Raw genomic sequence first — 17,850 nt, forward strand, 5'->3', positions numbered from 1 at the left:
TTCACTCCTTGCTTGATGCGTCTGAAAGGGCGGCAGGTACTTGGAAAACGTGTCGCATGTAGGCGACGAAATTCGGGTCCTTGCAGTGGGTCTTGCCGGGCTCATCGGAAATCTTGGCCACGGGTTGCCCGGCACAGCTGATCATTTTAAGCACGATGCTCATGGGCTCGACACCCGGGATGTCGCAAGTCAGGTGGGTGCCGATACCGAAGCTGACATTAATGCGACCACGCAACGCCCGAAAAATCTCCAGGCATTTGGGCAATGTCAGGCTATCGGAGAACACCAGGGTCTTGCTCATCGGGTCGATGCCGAGCTTGTGGTAGTGGGCAATGGCTTTTTCAGCCCAGATCACCGGGTCGCCCGAGTCATGGCGCAAGCCGTCGAACAGCTTGGCGAAGAACAGATCGAAATCCTTGAGGAAGGCGTCCATGGTGATGCAATCGGTGAGTGCGATACCCAGCAGGCCTCGGTATTCACGCACCCAGCAATCGAGGGCGGCGATCTGGCTGTCGATCAACCGCGGGCCCAGTTGCTGATGGGCCATGATCCACTCGTGGGCCATGGTGCCGAGGGGTTTCATGTCCAGCTCCCGGGACAGGTGGACGTTACTGGTGCCGACGAAACGCCCGGGGAAATCGTGCTTGAGGACGTTGACCACTTCTTCCTGAACGCGGAAGGAAAACCGACGACGGGTGCCGAAGTCCGCGACTTGCAGCTCGGACAGCTCGTCGGCACTGGCGTTGGCGCTCAACCAGTCGAACTTGCGGTACAGCTGCTCGCGGGTCTGTTCCAGGACGACTTCACGGTAGCGATAGCGATTGCGCACTTCGCTGACGATGGCCAACAGCGGCACTTCGAACAGGATCACATGCAGCCACGGTCCGCGCAGGCGGATGAACAGCTCGCCGTTGTCGATGCCGGTGTGCACGTAGCGCAGGTTGAAGCGAAACAGCCCCAGGAACCGCAGGAAATCCGGCTTGAGGAAACTGATGCGCTCCAGGAAACCGAGCTGGTCGGCGCTCAGGTTCAACTCCGCCAGGCGCTCGATCTGGAAGCGGATCTCCGCCAGGTACGGACGCAGGTCTTCGCTGTTGCGGCAACGGAACTCCCACTCGACTTCGACGTTGGGGTAGTTGTGCAGCACCGCCTGCATCATCGTCAGTTTGTAGAAGTCGGTGTCGAGCAGGTTCTGCACGATACGATCGGCAAATACGCTCTCGCTCATAGGGTTCTCCAGACAGGCCGCAGCCGTGGGCAGCGAAGTTCGGCAGTTTGTAGTGAAGGGGCTAGTGGCGCATAACCCTGGTGGGTTTTGCCAGCGATTTTTTAACAGTCCACAGGCCTTTGCGGGAGCGCGCTTACTGTGGCGAGGGAGCTTGCTCCCGCTGGAGTGCGAAGCGCTCCTCTTTTTTTGCGGGTGCTTCGCACCCGAGCGGGAGCAAGCTCCCTCGCCACGGGGTTTGTGTGGGGTGCCGTTATTGCGGTACCTCCGGGCTGGCGATCTGCTCCAGCATCCACTCCACGAAAAGCCGCACCTTGGGTACTTCCGCCGAATGCTCCGGATAGGCCAGGTAATAGGCGCTGGTGCTGGGCATCGCGTGGGGCCAGGGGATGACCAGCTTGCCGTCGGCCAGTTCTTCTTCCACCAGGAACCGTGGCAGCAGGGCGACGCCACAGCCGACCTGGGCGGCGCGAATGCACATGTAGAAGGTTTCGAAACGCGGGCCGTGGTAGCTGTGTTCGGTGTGGTAGCCCTGGCTGTCGAACCAGTCGTGCCAGGCCTGGGGTCGCGAGGCGTTTTGCAGCAGCACCAACTCGGCCAATTGGGTCGGGTCGGTGAAGGGCTGGCCGGGTAGGCTGCCGGGCGCGCAGACTGGCACCAGTTCCTCGTCGAACAGTCTCAGGGACTCGGTGCCGGGACGTGAACCCTGGCCGAAGTAGAACGCCAGGTCGCTGCGCCCCTGCTGCAAGTCGTCGGCTTCCTGCTCGCTGCACAGGTCCAGATGAATTTTCGGATGACGCAGGCGCCAGCCTTTCAGGCGCGGGACCAGCCAGCGAGCCCCAAAGGTCGGGGGTGTGGAAACACGCAGGACTTCGGTGTCGCCACCGTAGGACCGCAGGTAATGGGTAGACATCTCCACCTGGGTGAGGATTTTTCGTACTTCCCCCAGATACAAATCCCCGGCCGGTGTCAGTTGCAAGCGACGGCGCACGCGCCGGAACAGCAGGTGCTGCAACAATTCCTCGAGCTGGGCGACCTGTTTGCTGACGGCACTCTGGGTCAGGTGAAGCTCTTCGGCGGCACGGGTAAAGCTCAGGTGGCGGGTCACGGCTTCGAAGCACTGGAGGGCGGTGATCGATGGTAAATAGCGCTTATTGAGCATGACGAGGGCCTTTTTCTTGTTGCTCTATAAATCGAGTCAGGGGCAGCATGAATAAACGGAATGATATCTCGCTTAATGGTCGTTTGTTGGCAAGACTCGAGCCAGCTAAAACTAGAGGCCTGAGCAGAGGGTAATTGCCCGCCTGCCAATCTTTTATCGCTCGTTTAGAGGAGTTACCCATGGTTGCTGCATTGCTTGATCGTCTGGGCGTCAATCCGGCCTTGTACCAGGGCGGCGCACAGCCGGTGCATTCGCCTATCGATGGCAGTCGTATCGGTGCCGTGAACTGGGAAGGCGCCGCTGAGGTCGAGCAGCAGGTCAGCCGTGCCGAGCATGCCTTCGACCTGTGGCGCAAGGTGCCGGCCCCGCGTCGCGGCGAGCTGGTGCGTCAATTCGGCGATCTGTTGCGTGAATACAAGGCCGATCTCGGCGAACTGGTGTCCTGGGAAGCCGGCAAAATCACCCAGGAAGGCCTGGGTGAAGTGCAAGAGATGATCGATATCTGCGACTTCGCCGTCGGCCTGTCCCGCCAGTTGTACGGTTTGACCATCGCCTCCGAACGCCCGGGCCACCACATGCGTGAATCCTGGCATCCGCTGGGCGTGGTCGGGGTGATCAGTGCCTTCAACTTCCCCGTCGCGGTCTGGGCCTGGAACACCACGCTGGCCCTGGTCTGCGGCAACTCGGTGATCTGGAAACCCTCGGAAAAGACTCCGCTCACCGCCCTGGCGTGCCAGGCGCTGTTCGAGCGCGTGCTGAAGAACTTCAGCGACGCGCCACCGTACCTGAGCCAGGTGATCATCGGTGGCCGCGATGCCGGTGAAGCCTTGGTGGATGACCCGCGCGTGGCCTTGATCAGCGCCACCGGCAGCACTCGCATGGGCCGTGAAGTGGCGCCGAAAGTCGCCGCGCGTTTCGCCCGCAGCATCCTGGAGCTGGGCGGCAACAACGCCATGATCCTGGCGCCGAGCGCCGACCTGGACATGGCCGTGCGCGCCATCCTGTTCAGCGCCGTCGGCACCGCCGGCCAGCGTTGCACCACCCTGCGTCGCCTGATTGCCCATGAGTCGGTGAAGGAAGAGATCGTCACCCGCCTCAAGGCCGCCTATTCGAAAGTGCGCATTGGCCATCCGCTGGAAGGCAACCTGGTCGGACCGCTGATCGACAAGCACAGCTTCGAGGGCATGCAGGACGCGCTGGAGCAGGCCTTGAGCGAAGGCGGTCGCGTGTTTGGTGGCAAGCGCCAGCTTGAAGACCAATTCCCGAATGCCTATTACGTCTCGCCGGCCATCGTCGAGATGCCCGAGCAGAGTGATGTAGTGCGCCATGAAACCTTCGCGCCGATCCTGTACGTGGTCGGCTACAAGGACTTTGCCGAGGCCCTGCACTTGAACAATGCCGTGCCCCAGGGCCTGTCGTCCTGCATCTTCACCACCGACGTGCGTGAAGCCGAGCAGTTCATGTCGGCCGTGGGCAGCGACTGTGGCATCGCCAACGTCAACATCGGCCCGAGCGGCGCGGAAATCGGCGGCGCGTTCGGCGGCGAAAAAGAAACCGGCGGCGGTCGCGAATCCGGTTCCGACGCCTGGCGCGGCTACATGCGCCGCCAGACCAACACCGTGAATTACTCGCTGGAGTTGCCGTTGGCGCAGGGGATTACCTTCGACTGAGGTTGAGTCGACAAAAGTTCCTGTGGGAACCCCCTGTGGGAGCGAGCTTGCTCGCGATAGCGGTCTGTCAGTCACATAGCCATTGAATGTGTCGCCGCCATCGCGAGCAAGCTCGCTCCCACACTGAATAGTGTGATGGTTAGGTTTCATTTCCGGAGTCTGGCAATGCCGTTACGCGAAGAATGTCTGTGGGAAAAACTGACGCCGCAAAGGCCTGAAAATACGGCGCTCACCGGTGAAATCACGGTGGATGTCTGTGTGATCGGCGCAGGCTTCACCGGGCTGTCGGCGGCGGTGCACTTGCTCGAACAAGGCAAGCGCGTGGCTGTGCTGGAAGCCCATCGGGCCGGGCAGGGCGGGTCGGGGCGCAACGTCGGCCTGGTGAACGCCGGGCTGTGGATCCCGCCGGATGACATCGAGGCCGGGTTCGGCGAGGCGGTGGGCAGCCAGCTCAACCGCATGCTGGGGGCTGCGCCAGCCTTGGTGTTCAGTCTCATCGATAAATACAGCATCGATTGCCAGTTGCGTCGCGAAGGCACCCTGCACATGGCCCATAACGCCCGGGGCGAGGCCGACCTGCGCAGTCGCGAAGCACAATGGAAACGCCGCGGCGCCCCGGTGGAATTGCTCATCGGCCAGGCCTGCGCGGAGGCGACCGGCACCTCGAAAATCGCCGCGGCATTACTCGACCGCCGCGCCGGCACGCTCAACCCGATGGCCTACACCAGCGGGTTGGCCAAGGCCGCCACGGACCTGGGCGGCCAGCTGTTCGACCATTCCCCGGTGACCCATCTGGAACGCCAAGGCCAGCGCTGGTCGGTGCAAACCGCCCAGGGTTCGGTACTGGCCGAGCAGGTGGTGATTGCCTCCAACGCCTACACCGAGGGCGAATGGACCGAACTGCGGCGCAACTTTTTCCCTGGCTATTACTATCAGGTCGCCTCGGTCCCGCTGACCGACGAGGCCGCCCACCGCATCCTGCCGGGCGGCCAGGGTTCGTGGGATACCCGCCAGGTGCTGAGCAGCATCCGCCGGGACAAGGACGGCCGCTTGCTGCTGGGCAGCCTGGGCAACGGCAACCGCAAGCCGACCTGGTTCCTCAAGGCCTGGGCCGACCGGGTGCAGCAACACTATTTTCCTTACCTCAAGCCGGTGGAGTGGGAGTGCACCTGGACCGGTTGCATCGCCTTCACCCCCGATCATCTGATGCGCCTGTTCGAGCCGGCCCCCGGGCTGGTGGCCGTGACCGGTTACAACGGCCGGGGCGTGACCACCGGTACGGTGGTCGGCAAGGCGTTCGCCGATTACCTCTGCCACGGTAACGCCCAGGCCCTGCCGATCCCGTTCGCGCCCATGCAGCCATTGGCCGGGGTGGGGTTGCGCAGCTGCCTGTATGAGGCCGGTTTTTCGCTGTATCACGCGGGCCAGTGCCTGCGGATCGTCATTTGAGTGTTGAAAATTGTTGCTGGGAGCCGCGTTTTCTGGCGTAGCGTCTAGCCTGTTATGGTGCGGCTTGTAGCAGTTGCGCACCGACAGTGTGCAGTTCGGTGACGTGGGTTGTTACACAGTGGTTGCACGCCGTTTCGTGTGATGGTTGCAATGATGGCTCACGGAGGGTTTCACCCATTTAAATAAAAGGTTGCACCTCGTGCGGTTTAGACGGTTGCACGCCCTATGAAAAAGGGCTCGAAACAGTCGAAATAACAATAAAGCAGCGACTTTTTTCAGAATAAAAAACCGATGGCACGGCCCTTGCTCTGAGCTTTTCAGTGAAATGAAGTCGCAGTGCCAACTAAAAAAAACCTTGGAGCACCACCTCATGTCCCAGACGTTTTACAAGAAAGGTTTCCTGGCCCTCGCAGTGGCAGCTGCATTGGGTGTTTCTGCGTTTGCTCAAGCTGATGTGAAATTTGGTGTGGCGGGGCCGATGACTGGCGCCAACGCCGCATTTGGCGAGCAGTACATGAAGGGTGCGCAGGCAGCGGCCGATGTCATCAACAAAGCGGGTGGCGTCAACGGCGAGAAGATCGTACTGGTTGCCGGTGACGATGCTTGCGAGCCCAAGCAGGCCGTGGCCGTGGCCAACCGCCTGGTTGACCAGGACAAGGTGATCGGCGTGGTCGGGCACTTCTGCTCGTCCAACACCATCCCGGCCTCCGAGGTCTACGACGAAGCCGGCATCATCGCCATCACCCCCGGCTCGACCAACCCGGCCGTGACCGAGCGTGGCCTCAGCGCGATGTTCCGCATGTGCGGTCGTGACGACCAGCAGGGCATCGTGGCCGGCGACTACATCGTCGACGTGCTCAAGGGCAAGAAAGTCGTCGTCCTGCACGACAAGGACACCTACGGCCAAGGCCTGGCGGATGCCACCAAGGCACAACTGATCAAGCGCGGCGTGACCCCGGTGCTGTACGAAGGCCTGACCCGTGGCGAGAAAGACTTCAGCGCCGTGGTCACCAAGATCCGTGGGGCTGGCGCCGACGTGGTCTACTTCGGTGGCCTGCACCCAGAAGCCGGCCCGCTGGTTCGCCAGTTGCGTGAGCAAGGCCTCAAGGATGTGAAGTTCATGTCCGATGACGGCATCGTTACCGACGAACTGGTCACCACCGCTGGCGGCGCGCAATACGTCGATGGCGTGTACATGACCTTCGGCGCCGACCCGCGCCTGCTGCCAGACAGCAAGGTCGTGGTCGAGGAGTTCCGCAAGAATGGCACCGAGCCTGAAGGCTACACCCTGTACGCCTACGCTTCGGTCCAGGCCCTGGCCGCCGGCTTCAACGGCGCCAAGTCCAACAAAGGCGAGGATGCGGCCAAGTGGCTCAAGGCCAACCCTGTCCAGACCGTGATGGGCAAGAAGGAGTGGGACACCAAGGGCGACTTGAAAGTCTCCGACTACGTGGTCTACCAGTGGGACAAGGACGGCAAATACCACCAGTTGGAAAAACAGAAGTAATTTGAAGGGATGACTAGCCTGTGGCGAGGGAGCTTGCTCCCGCTGGGGCGCGTAGCGGCCCCAAAAAGGGGACTGCTGCGCAGTCCAGCGGGAGCAAGCTCCCTCGCCACGGAGACTGTGTTCACCCTGTCCTGATTGGCATTAGCCAAAGGCCCGTCTGTTTTTTTCTACGAGCCGCACATCCTTTGGCGCTGGGCTTCGAACCCGTCGTCGCGTCCCCGGGATGTGCTGTCTCACTGCGTGAGATTGCGTTATGGATGGTATTTTCCTGCAGCAACTGATCAATGGCCTGACCCTCGGGTCGGTCTATGGTCTGATCGCCATCGGCTACACAATGGTCTATGGCATCATCGGCATGATCAACTTCGCCCATGGCGAGGTTTACATGATTTCCGCTTACCTCGCGGCAATCAGTCTGGCTCTGCTGGCTTACTTCGGTATTGAATCCTTTCCGCTAATGATCCTTGGCACCCTCGTGTTCACGGTCGTGGTCACCGGCGTATACGGCTGGGTCATCGAACGCGTCGCCTACAAACCCCTGCGCAACTCCACCCGGCTGGCACCGCTGATCAGTGCCATCGGCATCTCGCTGATCTTGCAGAACTATGCACAAATCAGCCAGGGCGCCCGTCAACAAGGGATCCCGACGCTGCTCGAAGGCGCCATGCGCGTCGACATCGGCAGCGGTTTCGTCCAGCTCACCTACACCAAGATTTTCATCCTGGTCGCTGCGTTCGCCGGGATGGCCGCGCTGACCTACATCATCAAATACACCAAGCTCGGGCGCATGTGCCGCGCCACCCAGCAAGACCGCAAGATGGCCTCGATCCTGGGGATCAACACCGACCGGGTGATTTCCTACGTGTTCATCATCGGTGCAGCCATGGCGGCCCTGGCCGGCGTGCTGATCACCATGAACTACGGCACGTTCGACTTCTATGCCGGCTTCATCATCGGCATCAAGGCGTTCACCGCAGCGGTACTCGGCGGCATTGGCTCCCTGCCTGGGGCGATGCTCGGCGGGATCATCCTCGGCATTTCCGAGTCGCTGTTCTCCGGTCTGATCAACTCTGACTACAAAGACGTGTTCAGTTTCTCGCTGCTGGTGCTGATCCTGATCTTCCGTCCCCAAGGCCTGCTGGGTCGCCCACTCGTGGCGAAGGTATAAGTATGTCTGCTGCCAATAAACCGCTTGATATCAAACAGAGCGTCATCGACGCGATCCTGGCCGGCCTGATCTCGCTGATTGTGTTCGGGCCGATTGTCGGCGTGGTGCTCGACGGCTACAGCTTCAACCTGCAACCGGCCCGGGTCGGCTGGTTGGTGGCGATCGTGATGATCGGCCGTTTTGCCTTGAGCCTGTTCCTGCAAACTCCCAAGGGACTGAAGATTCTCCAGGGCTTCGAAAGCACCGGCTCCGGCGTGCATGTGCTGCCGCCGGACTACAAGTCGCGCCTGCGTTGGATCATCCCGGCGCTGATCGTGATTGCCATCGTGTTTCCGTTCTTCGCCAACAAATACGTGCTCACCGTGGTCATTCTCGGCCTGATCTACGTGTTGCTGGGCCTGGGCCTGAACATCGTGGTCGGCCTGGCGGGGCTGCTCGACCTGGGTTACGTGGCGTTCTATGCCATCGGTGCCTATGGCCTGGCGCTGGGCTACCAATACCTGGGGCTGGGTTTCTGGAGCGTATTGCCGCTGGCGGCCATCGCGGCGGCGATGGCGGGGTGCATATTGGGATTCCCGGTGTTACGAATGCACGGTGACTACCTGGCCATCGTGACCCTGGGGTTCGGTGAGATCATCCGGTTGGTGCTGAACAACTGGCTGTCGTTCACTGGCGGGCCGAATGGCATGCCCGTGCCGTCGCCAACCTTTTTCGGCCTGGAGTTCGGCCGACGAGCGAAAGATGGCGGGGTGCCGTTCCATGAGTTCTTCGGCCTCGACTACAACCCCAACATCAAATTCCTGTTCATCTACATCGTGCTGTTCATCACGGTATTGCTGGTGCTCTACATCAAGCATCGCCTGACCCGCATGCCGGTCGGACGTGCCTGGGAAGCCCTGCGCGAGGATGAGATCGCCTGCCGCTCCATGGGCCTGAACCATGTGCTGGTCAAGCTCTCGGCCTTCACCATCGGCGCGTCCACGGCTGGCCTGGCCGGGGTGTTCTTCGCCAGTTACCAGGGCTTCGTCAACCCGTCGTCGTTCACCTTCTTCGAGTCGGCGTTGATCCTGGCGATCGTGGTGCTGGGTGGCATGGGGTCGACGGTCGGCGTGGTGATTGCCGCCTTCGTGCTCACCGTGGCGCCGGAGCTTTTGCGCAGTTTCTCTGAATACCGGGTGCTGCTGTTCGGCGTACTGATGGTGTTGATGATGATCTGGCGCCCGCGCGGCTTGATCCGTATCAGCCGTACCGGTGTGACGCCGCGCAAGGGGGTAGCGCCATGAGCGAAGTCGTACTCAAAGTTGAAAACCTGATGATGCAGTTCGGTGGCATCAAGGCCCTCAGCGATGTCAGCCTGCAGGTCAAGCGCAACTCGATCTTCGCGCTGATCGGACCCAACGGTGCGGGCAAGACCACGGTGTTCAACTGCCTGACCGGTTTCTACAAGGCTTCAGGCGGCAAGATTGAACTCAACGTGCGCGGTGAGCAGACCAACGTCATCAAGTTGTTGGGCGAAGCGTTTCGCCCGACCGACTTCGTCTCGCCGAAATCCTTCGCCAGCCGGCTGTACTACAAGATGTTCGGCGGCACCCACCTGGTGAACCGCGCTGGCCTGGCGCGGACCTTCCAGAACATTCGCCTGTTCAAGGAAATGTCGGTGCTGGAAAACCTGCTGGTGGCCCAGCACATGTGGGTCAACCGCAGCCTGGTGGCGGGCATCCTCAACACCAAGGGCTACCGCAAGGCTGAAAGCGACGCCCTGGACCATGCGTTCTATTGGCTGGAGGTGGTCGACCTGGTGGATTGCGCCAACCGCCTGGCCGGGGAGCTTTCCTACGGCCAGCAACGGCGCCTGGAAATCGCCCGGGCGATGTGCACGCGCCCGCAGATCATCTGCCTCGATGAACCGGCCGCCGGCCTCAACCCTCAGGAAACCGAAGCGCTGAGCGCGATGATCCGGCTGCTGCGCGACGAGCATGATCTGACCGTGGTGCTGATCGAACACGACATGGGCATGGTAATGAGCATTTCCGACCACATCGTGGTGCTGGACCACGGCAACGTGATCGCCGAGGGTGGTCCCGAGGCGATTCGCAACGATCCGAAGGTGATCGCGGCCTACCTGGGTGCCGATGAAGAGGAACTGGTATGAGTGGACCTATCCTCGAACTCAAGGAGTTGGACGTGTTCTACGGGCCGATCCAGGCCCTGAAGAAAGTCTCGATGCACATTGGCGAAGGCGAGACCGTGAGCCTGATCGGCTCCAACGGTGCCGGCAAGTCCACGCTGTTGATGTCGATCTTTGGCCAACCCCGCGCGGCGGGCGGGCAGATCATCTACCAGGGTGTGGACATCACCCACAAGTCCTCCCACTACATCGCCTCCAACGGCATCGCCCAGTCGCCAGAAGGGCGGCGGGTTTTCCCCGACATGACGGTCGAGGAAAACCTGCTGATGGGCACCATTCCCATCGGTGACAAATACGCCAGCGAAGACATGCAACGCATGTTCGAGCTGTTCCCGCGGCTCAAGGAGCGCCGCAACCAGCGGGCCATGACCATGTCCGGCGGCGAGCAGCAAATGCTCGCCATCGCCCGGGCATTGATGAGCCGGCCGAAGTTGTTGCTGCTCGATGAGCCGAGCCTGGGGTTGGCGCCGATCGTGGTGAAACAGATCTTCGCCACCCTGCGTGAACTGGCCTCCACCGGGATGACTATTTTCCTGGTGGAACAGAACGCCAACCACGCCCTCAGGCTGTCGGACCGGGCCTATGTGATGGTCAATGGTGAAATCCGCCTGACCGGCACGGGCAAGGAACTGCTCGCCAACGAAGAGGTGCGCAACGCATACCTGGGCGGGCATTGAGACAGTTGAAGCAATAAAAAAACCGGCGAGTGAATCGCCGGTTTTTTTATCTCTACAAAACACCACAATCCCCCTGTGGGAGCGAGCTTGCTCGCGAAAGCGGTGGATCAGTCGACATCCATGTATCTGACACGTCGCCATCGCGAGCAAGCTCGCTCCCACAGGGGGATGTATGCCGTTTTCAGAATTGTGGACAACAATCCTGAGCCCCTGCGAAACCGCGACATAAAGTCGCCGCAAACAGTTGTTTTGTCACGGTTTTGACTTGTCCCCGTTTGCTGTGGAACTGGCTGTGGGTAACGTGGGAGTAGCTGGCTGAAAGCCTTTGATTACGTGGCTTGCAGAGCTGTGATCATTTTTTGATCAGGCGCTTTCGGTCAAGCGGGAGCGGCTGTTGTCAACAGTTTTCTGAGCACTGGAATGGGCCCCGAAGTCTATGAGCAATCCTGTGGATAAGTCTGTGATTAAACTCTGGAAAGACCGCGCTGAGGGCCGTGGTTACTGGCTTGGAGCCATCGCCTCTTCCGCGCTGGCTTATAGCAGATAACTTGCGTTGCACAACCTGAGTTGCAGGGTCAAGCGAAAAAATTTTCCAAATACCCCGCAAAGCCTTATGCACAGCGGCCTGTGGGGGTTGCACTTGCCCCCGATTACTGTGGACGTGCCTGTGGATAAGGTGCGGGCAACCGGCTGCGGGCCTTGCTGGGCAAGGCCTGGCGAGGATTGGTTGTTTTATGAGCAGCTGTGGGCCAAAAGCGCGTGTGCAAACCTTGCCCCCGACGTATCAGGCCGGGCATGCTGTGGGCCGATTCCATTCAACGGCTTTTGAAGTTCCAACAAGGAGAACACGATGTCTGACACCCTGTTTATCACCGGCGCGACATCCGGTTTTGGTGAAGCCTGTGCCCGACGTTTTGCCGAGGCCGGTTGGAAACTGGTGCTGACCGGTCGTCGTGAAGAACGCCTCAATGCCCTTTGTGCCGAGCTGTCGAAGCAGACCGAAGTCCACGGCCTGGTCCTGGACGTGCGCGATCGCAAGGCCATGGAAGAGGCCATCGCCAACCTGCCGTTGTCCTTCGCCACGTTGCGCGGGCTGATCAACAACGCCGGCCTGGCCTTGGGCGTCGACCCGGCGCCCAAGTGCGACCTCGATGACTGGGACACCATGGTCGACACCAATGTCAAAGGGCTGATCTACAGCACCCGCCTGCTGTTGCCGCGCCTGATCGCCCATGGCCGTGGCGCCGGGATCGTCAACCTGGGTTCCATTGCCGGCAATTACCCGTATCCGGGCAGCCATGTGTATGGCGCGAGCAAGGCGTTCGTCAAACAGTTCTCCCTGAACCTGCGTTGCGACCTGCAAGGCACGGGCGTGCGGGTGAGCAACATCGAGCCGGGCCTGTGCGAAAGCGAATTCTCCCTGGTGCGCTTCGGTGGCGACCAGGAGCGCTACAACGCGACCTATGCCGGCGCCGAGCCGATCCAGCCACAAGACATCGCCGACACGATTTTCTGGGTGCTCAACACGCCGGCGCACATCAACATCAACAGCCTGGAGCTGATGCCGGTGAGCCAGACCTGGGCTGGGTTTGCGATTGAGCGTAACAAGGCCTGACCGCTGACGTACTTGAGCTGGAAATGTTGAGCCCTTGTGGCGAGGGAGCTTGCTCCCGCTCGGCTGCGAAGCAGTCGTAAGCTTTTTGGGGCCGCTGCGCGGCCCAGCGGGAGCAAGCTCCCTCGCCACAGTGGGGGGTCAAGCCAGATAATCGGCCAGCCCGCGATAGCAGGTCAGCAGGTGATACGGCGTGGTGGACGGCATGTCCCGGCGGCTGACAATGCCGTCGGCGTCGAGGCATTCGTTCCAGCCTTGGGGATGAAGAAAATGCTGCCGCAACGCCTGTAGTTGATGTAGCAAGGCCCCCTGATTGTCCGGGCGCAAGGTCAGCGCCCGCAGGTATTCCGCCTGGGCCCAGATGCGTTGGGTGGCATCCCGTGGGCCTGCTTGTGTGTCCAATGCCAGCATCGCGCACACCGCGCCGGAATCCGGATCGACGCCGCGTTGTTCGGTATGGCCGAAGCTGCGCTCCAGGGCGGTGTGCAACTTGCCGTTGCGCAACAGCGGGGAAGAGGCCAGCAAGTAATACCATTCGAACTGGTGGCCCGGCTCGAACCAGTTATCCACAGCCTTGAGCGGTTTTTCCATCATGACCCACTGCTGCGGATCGATGAAGTGCTTGGCCATCCCGTCGCACAAGCCCAGCAACGCCTGGCGGACGTTGGCATCTTCGCGGACCGAGAGGGTGGCGAGGAACGCTTCGGCCAGGTGCATCAACGGGTTTTGCAAAGGGCCGGAACCCGTCGTCGACCAATCGCGCTTGAGGCTGGCTTCGTAGAGACCGTCGACGCTGGCAAAGCGCCGGACGATGACTTCCAGGCTCGCGTTGAGCACCGATTCCACCAGCGGTTCGCGGACCTTGCCCCAGTAATGGGCGCAGGCGAACAGGATAAACGCGTGGGTATAGAGGTCCTTGCCGGTATCCAGCGGCGCGCCTTGCGGGTCGATGCTGTAGAACCAGCCGCCGTGCTCGGCATCGTGGAAATGACGCTGGAGCGAGCGGAACAGTGCGCTGGCCCGTTCCTCGGCCTGGGGCACTTCGCCAATCAGGCTCGCAAACACATACAGTTGTCGCGCACAGGCCATGGCCCGGTAGCGCTGGGGTGGCAAAGGTGCATGTCCGGCATCCAGGGATTCATAGGGCAGCGCCAGTTCGGCATTCCAGCCCGGGCCTTGCCACATCGGCACGATCACGTCGTGAAAATGCTGCCGCACTGTTGCGAACAGGGCGGTCAATTCAGGCGGGGGAGCGGGGCGGGAAGCATCAGGCATGGGCGGACGTCGTCACGGCTTGGGGGCGATTGCGCGACATGGTAGCAGAGTGGCCGACTCCAGAGAGATGGCGCCTGTAAGTCCGTCATCGCGAGCAAGCTCGCTCCCACAGGGTACGGTGTATACCGATCAAATTGTGGGAGCAAGCTCCCACAAGGGGGCGGTGTACCGATCAAAGTGTGGAAGCAGACTATCACCCACAAGGGCTGGTGTACCCGATCAAACTGTGGGAGCGAGCTTGCTCGCGATGACGGCCTGGCAGGCGCTAAAGAATCAACCGGCCAACAACCACACCCCAGCCCCCGCCGAAGCTGCTCCAGCCAACCGAACCAATGGCGTCGCCGCGCGTGGCAGCACCCGCACCAGTGCAAACCCGGCGCCATGCAGCGCCGCCGTGGCTGCGACGAAGCCCACCGCATAGGCCCACGGGCTCGACATGTCCGGCAGTTCCAAGCCATGGGCCACACCGTGGAACAGTGCAAACGAGGCCGTCGCGCCAACCGCCAGGCTCAACGGTGGACGTACCGCCAGTGCCACCGCCAGGCCCAGGGCCAACACCGAGGCGGCGATCCCGCTTTCCAGCGCCGGCAGGTTCAGGCCTTCAAAGCCCAGCAGGCCGCCCAGCAGCATCGTACCGACGAAGGTGCAGGGCAGCGCCCAGCGTGCGGCGCCTTGTTGTTGCGCAGCCCACAAGCCGACCGCCAGCATCGCCAGCAAATGGTCGAGCCCGCCGATGGGGTGGCCGAGGCCGGCGATCAGGCCATTGTCGCCGTGGCCGGGGTGGGCGAAGGCCAGGGCCGGGGTGAGCAGCAGGGCAAGGGCACCGAAGAGGCGTTTGAAGGTCATGGATAAGCTTCCTTGTGGTCAGTCGGAAAATCAGGCGGCGCTCAGCAGGCCCTGGCGCTCGATGAAGGCGATGATGTCGTCCAGGCCCTGGCCGGTCTTCTGGTTGCTGAACACGAAGGGCTTGCCGTTGCGCATCCGCCGGGTGTCGCTGTCCATCATTTCCAGGGACGCGCCCACCAGCGGCGCGAGGTCGATCTTGTTGATCACCAGCAGGTCCGATTTGCAAATGCCCGGCCCGCCCTTGCGCGGCAGCTTGTCCCCGGCGGAAACGTCGATCACATAGATCGTCAAGTCCGACAGTTCCGGGCTGAAGGTCGCCGACAGGTTGTCGCCGCCCGACTCCACCAGAATCAGGTCCAGGCCCGGAAAGCGCCGGTTCAACTGGTCCACCGCCTCGAGGTTGATCGAGGCATCTTCGCGAATCGCCGTGTGCGGGCAGCCGCCGGTTTCCACCCCGATGATCCGCTCCGGCGCCAGGGCTTCGTTGCGCACCAGGAAGTCGGCGTCTTCGCGGGTGTAGATGTCGTTGGTGACCACCGCCAGGTTGTAGCGTTCACGTAGAGCCAGGCACAGGGCCAGGGTCAGGGCGGTCTTGCCGGAGCCCACCGGGCCGCCGATACCGACGCGCAGAGGTTGTGTGTTCATGTGTGTCTCCTAGGAACGGAACAGACGGCTGTACTGGCGCTCATGGGCCATGCACGCCAGGGACAGGCCAAACGCGGCGCTGCCGTAATGGTCGGGGTCGATGTTCGAGGCGTCGTGCTGGGCCTGTTGCAACAGCGGCAGCAGTTCGCTGGTCAGGCGCTGGGCCGCTTGCTGGCCCAGGGGCAGGGTTTTCATCAGCACCGCCAGTTGGTTTTCCAGCCAACTCCACAGCCAGGCGGCGAGGGCATCCTGGGGGGCGATCTGCCAGGCGCGGGCGGCCAGGGCCCAGCCCAGCGCCAGGTGCGGCTCGCTGCGCTGACCAAGGCTGAGCTGTTCGAGAAAGTCCCGGGCGGCACGGTCGAGTTCCGGCAGGCCGGCGAGCAATTGCTGCAACGAGTAGCCCATCTGCCGGCTTTCCTGGTACAGCTCGCGGGTTTCCCGGCTGGCGCGGTGCTCTTCACAGCGCTGCCGCAGCGTGTCCCAATCGTCCGCGGCGGCTGCGGTGCAGTGCGCCAGCAGCAGGGGCGCTTCGAAGCGTGCCAGGTTCAGCAGCAATTGATCGCCGATCCAGCGCCGTGCGTCGTCGGGGTTTTTCACCTGGCCGTTGTCCACCGCCATTTCCAGACCCTGGGAGTAGCTGTACCCGCCAATCGGCAACTGCGGGCTGGCCAGACGCAGCAGCGCCCAGGCCGGGTTCATGTGCGCACGCCAAATTGATGCAGGCGCGGCGCGTAGTTGAAGTCTTCGTCGCCGTGCCGGGAGTGATGATGGCCGCCGCCATAGGCGCCGTGTTCCGGCTGGAACGGGGCTTCGATGGCTTCGGCGCGGGCGCCCAGTTGTTCGAGCATCGCCTTGAGCACGTAATCGTCCAGCAGGCGCAACCAGCCATCGCCCACTTGCAGGGCCACGTGGCGGTTGCCTAGGTGGTAGGCGGCGCGAGTCAGTTCGAAGGCATTGGCGCAGGTGACATGCAGCAATTGTTCGGCGCGGGCGCAGACGCGCACGATGCGCCCATCTTCGGCCTGCAGGCACTCGCCGTCGTACAGCGGCGGCTGGCCTCGCTCCAGGAACAACCCCACGTCTTCACCCTCGGCACTGAAACAGCGCAGACGGCTTTTGCTGCGGGCGTCGAAGGTCAGGTGCAGCTCGGCGTCCCAGCGCGGTTGAGTGTCGATTCTGCGGTGAATCACCAGCATCGGAGTGCTTCCAGCAATGAACGGTGCTGTGTTTAGAGCAAGGGGCTTGCCAATCGAAGGGGGTGTAGGAAATATCTGGGGATAGCGTTTCAGGATGGGGCGGATTGCGTGCCATGTTGGTGCGCGATGGGCTGTCGCGCACCATTTTGCGGCTTGCACGAAAAAGATCCTGTGGGAGCGAGCTTGCTCGCGAAGGCGTCGGTTCGGTTGGCATCTTTGTCGACTGACCCACCGCCATCACGAGCAAGCTCGCTCCCACAATGGGATGGGTGTTGAACTTGATATTTGGCTCTACACAAAACCCTGTGGGAGCGAGCTTGCTCGCGATGGCGTCGGCCCAGCTTGCATCAAAGCAAGGCGCTACCCCTTGGCACCAGGCGCCGCCATCTCCTTGGTTTCCAGATGATCCAACGCCCGCTCGACCAGCAACTGCACCCCATCGGCCATGCGACTGATCGCCAAGGCGACGCAGCGGCGTGAGTCGTCCACATCGTCGGCCAGGTCGGCGGCGATGGTGCTGATGGAGAGCAGGTCTTCGGAAGCGTTGGCGAGCAGGGTTTCGGTGTCGATGTGGGGGGACACGATGAAGAGCTGGTTTTTATCGGGTTCGGGCGGTGAGGCGGGCTTGGGCTTGAGGTAGTAGTCGAGGGCGCGGGTGGCGGCGTCATCGAGCTTTTTTTCTTCCTGCGCTTGGACGCGAGATTTGTGGCCGCTTTGCGGGGGATTCGGAGTTGCTTTGAACATAGTGAAAATTCCTGGAAGTGGAGCCGGCACCCTCCGATTGCACGTCGAAAAATGGGTGGCAGCTGTACGTAGGTGTGCAAGACCGGTCCAGGAACCCGGCAGACCCGAAGGTCTCCCACGCGCAGCCGCCATAACAGTCGGCGAGCATAAAAAAATGCTCGGCGAATAGCCATAACGAATGCGTTCCTAGATCGGACTTGCACGTCCGTGTCACCGTTTTTTGCGATGACGAACAGAGGTTAGCGGCGCTCGAAAGTGCTGCCTAGTTCATGAACAGCCCGGCGTGTTGAAGGAAATGTCCGAGGGTTTGGCGGGGAAAAGCACCAAAAGATCGCAGCCGTCCGCAGCTCCTACAGAAATTGCCTAGCGGCTGCCGAAAGCTGCGATTTTTTGATTTGAATGTTTGATGGAGAGACGCACCTTTCTTACATCACAGAGCATCCATCAGGTGGTTTTTCGGGAAGTGGTGTGTCAGGTGAGCAATCA

At 61.6% G+C, this 17,850-nt stretch carries 16 protein-coding genes; 8 read left to right on the plus strand and 8 right to left on the minus strand.

Annotation, left to right across the window (positions count from 1 at the left end; translation table 11 throughout):
- Position 1 precedes the first annotated feature (1 nt).
- Both pncB and ACLH0I_RS03960 read right to left on the minus strand, forming a co-directional pair.
- Positions 2-1,228, minus strand: a complete 1,227-nt coding sequence (pncB, locus tag ACLH0I_RS03955) for a nicotinate phosphoribosyltransferase (protein WP_186707835.1) — start codon at positions 1,226-1,228, stop codon at positions 2-4.
- Between the two features lie 250 nt (positions 1,229-1,478).
- Positions 1,479-2,387 carry a LysR family transcriptional regulator gene (locus ACLH0I_RS03960; protein WP_411386352.1) on the minus strand — a complete coding sequence of 303 codons (909 nt, stop codon included), beginning with the start codon at positions 2,385-2,387 and terminating at the stop codon, positions 1,479-1,481.
- A gap of 179 nt (positions 2,388-2,566) precedes the next feature.
- On the opposite strand from ACLH0I_RS03960, the gene ACLH0I_RS03965 reads away from it, so the two are divergent.
- From ACLH0I_RS03965 to ACLH0I_RS04000, 8 genes are all read left to right on the plus strand, one after another.
- Positions 2,567-4,057: an aldehyde dehydrogenase family protein gene (locus ACLH0I_RS03965; protein WP_186707830.1), complete on the plus strand. Its 1,491-nt coding sequence runs from the start codon at positions 2,567-2,569 to the stop codon at positions 4,055-4,057.
- Positions 4,058-4,222: 165 nt separating this feature from the next.
- Positions 4,223-5,506 carry an NAD(P)/FAD-dependent oxidoreductase gene (locus tag ACLH0I_RS03970; RefSeq protein ID WP_411386353.1) on the plus strand — a complete coding sequence of 428 codons (1,284 nt, stop codon included), beginning with the start codon at positions 4,223-4,225 and terminating at the stop codon, positions 5,504-5,506.
- A gap of 370 nt (positions 5,507-5,876) precedes the next feature.
- The gene (locus ACLH0I_RS03975; RefSeq protein WP_186707826.1) at positions 5,877-7,013 is read left to right on the plus strand and encodes a branched-chain amino acid ABC transporter substrate-binding protein; all 1,137 of its coding nucleotides are present in this window, start codon (positions 5,877-5,879) and stop codon (positions 7,011-7,013) included.
- A 253-nt stretch (positions 7,014-7,266) separates the two neighbouring features.
- Positions 7,267-8,181, plus strand: coding sequence for an ABC transporter permease subunit (locus tag ACLH0I_RS03980; protein WP_053117953.1), 915 nt, complete (start codon positions 7,267-7,269; stop codon positions 8,179-8,181).
- A gap of 2 nt (positions 8,182-8,183) precedes the next feature.
- On the plus strand, positions 8,184-9,464 hold the full coding sequence (gene livM / locus ACLH0I_RS03985; RefSeq protein ID WP_411386354.1) for a high-affinity branched-chain amino acid ABC transporter permease LivM: 1,281 nt from the start codon (positions 8,184-8,186) through the stop codon (positions 9,462-9,464).
- A complete protein-coding gene (locus tag ACLH0I_RS03990; protein ID WP_057448281.1) occupies positions 9,461-10,333 on the plus strand; it encodes an ABC transporter ATP-binding protein in 873 nt (290 codons plus the stop codon). Before livM ends, ACLH0I_RS03990 begins: the two co-directional genes overlap by 4 nt.
- Complete coding sequence (locus tag ACLH0I_RS03995; RefSeq protein ID WP_018606262.1) at positions 10,330-11,046, plus strand: ABC transporter ATP-binding protein; 717 nt, start codon at positions 10,330-10,332, stop codon at positions 11,044-11,046. Before ACLH0I_RS03990 ends, ACLH0I_RS03995 begins: the two co-directional genes overlap by 4 nt.
- A gap of 850 nt (positions 11,047-11,896) precedes the next feature.
- A complete protein-coding gene (locus tag ACLH0I_RS04000) occupies positions 11,897-12,661 on the plus strand; it encodes an SDR family oxidoreductase (RefSeq protein WP_411386355.1) in 765 nt (254 codons plus the stop codon).
- A 138-nt stretch (positions 12,662-12,799) separates the two neighbouring features.
- Here ACLH0I_RS04000 and ACLH0I_RS04005 read toward each other — a convergent pair whose 3' ends face one another.
- From ACLH0I_RS04005 to ACLH0I_RS04030, 6 genes are all read right to left on the minus strand, one after another.
- Positions 12,800-13,933, minus strand: a complete 1,134-nt coding sequence (locus tag ACLH0I_RS04005) for an AGE family epimerase/isomerase (protein WP_411386356.1) — start codon at positions 13,931-13,933, stop codon at positions 12,800-12,802.
- 273 nt (positions 13,934-14,206) lie between these two features.
- Positions 14,207-14,779: a HupE/UreJ family protein gene (locus tag ACLH0I_RS04010; protein WP_411386357.1), complete on the minus strand. Its 573-nt coding sequence runs from the start codon at positions 14,777-14,779 to the stop codon at positions 14,207-14,209.
- A gap of 30 nt (positions 14,780-14,809) precedes the next feature.
- Positions 14,810-15,424: an urease accessory protein UreG gene (gene ureG, locus ACLH0I_RS04015; RefSeq protein WP_060739393.1), complete on the minus strand. Its 615-nt coding sequence runs from the start codon at positions 15,422-15,424 to the stop codon at positions 14,810-14,812.
- A gap of 9 nt (positions 15,425-15,433) precedes the next feature.
- Positions 15,434-16,123, minus strand: a complete 690-nt coding sequence (locus ACLH0I_RS04020) for an urease accessory protein UreF (RefSeq protein WP_411386358.1) — start codon at positions 16,121-16,123, stop codon at positions 15,434-15,436.
- Positions 16,120-16,620, minus strand: a complete 501-nt coding sequence (gene ureE / locus ACLH0I_RS04025) for an urease accessory protein UreE (RefSeq protein WP_057448286.1) — start codon at positions 16,618-16,620, stop codon at positions 16,120-16,122. The genes ACLH0I_RS04020 and ureE overlap by 4 nt, the downstream gene beginning before the upstream one ends.
- 360 nt (positions 16,621-16,980) lie before the next feature.
- Positions 16,981-17,364 (minus strand): DUF6124 family protein, encoded by a 384-nt coding sequence (locus ACLH0I_RS04030; RefSeq protein ID WP_411386359.1) that lies wholly within the window; start codon positions 17,362-17,364, stop codon positions 16,981-16,983.
- Positions 17,365-17,850: the final 486 nt, after the last annotated feature.

The sequence above is a fragment of the Pseudomonas sp. MPB03 genome (genome assembly GCF_046605385.1).
Taxonomy (GTDB): Bacteria; Pseudomonadota; Gammaproteobacteria; order Pseudomonadales; family Pseudomonadaceae; genus Aquipseudomonas; species Aquipseudomonas zanjanensis.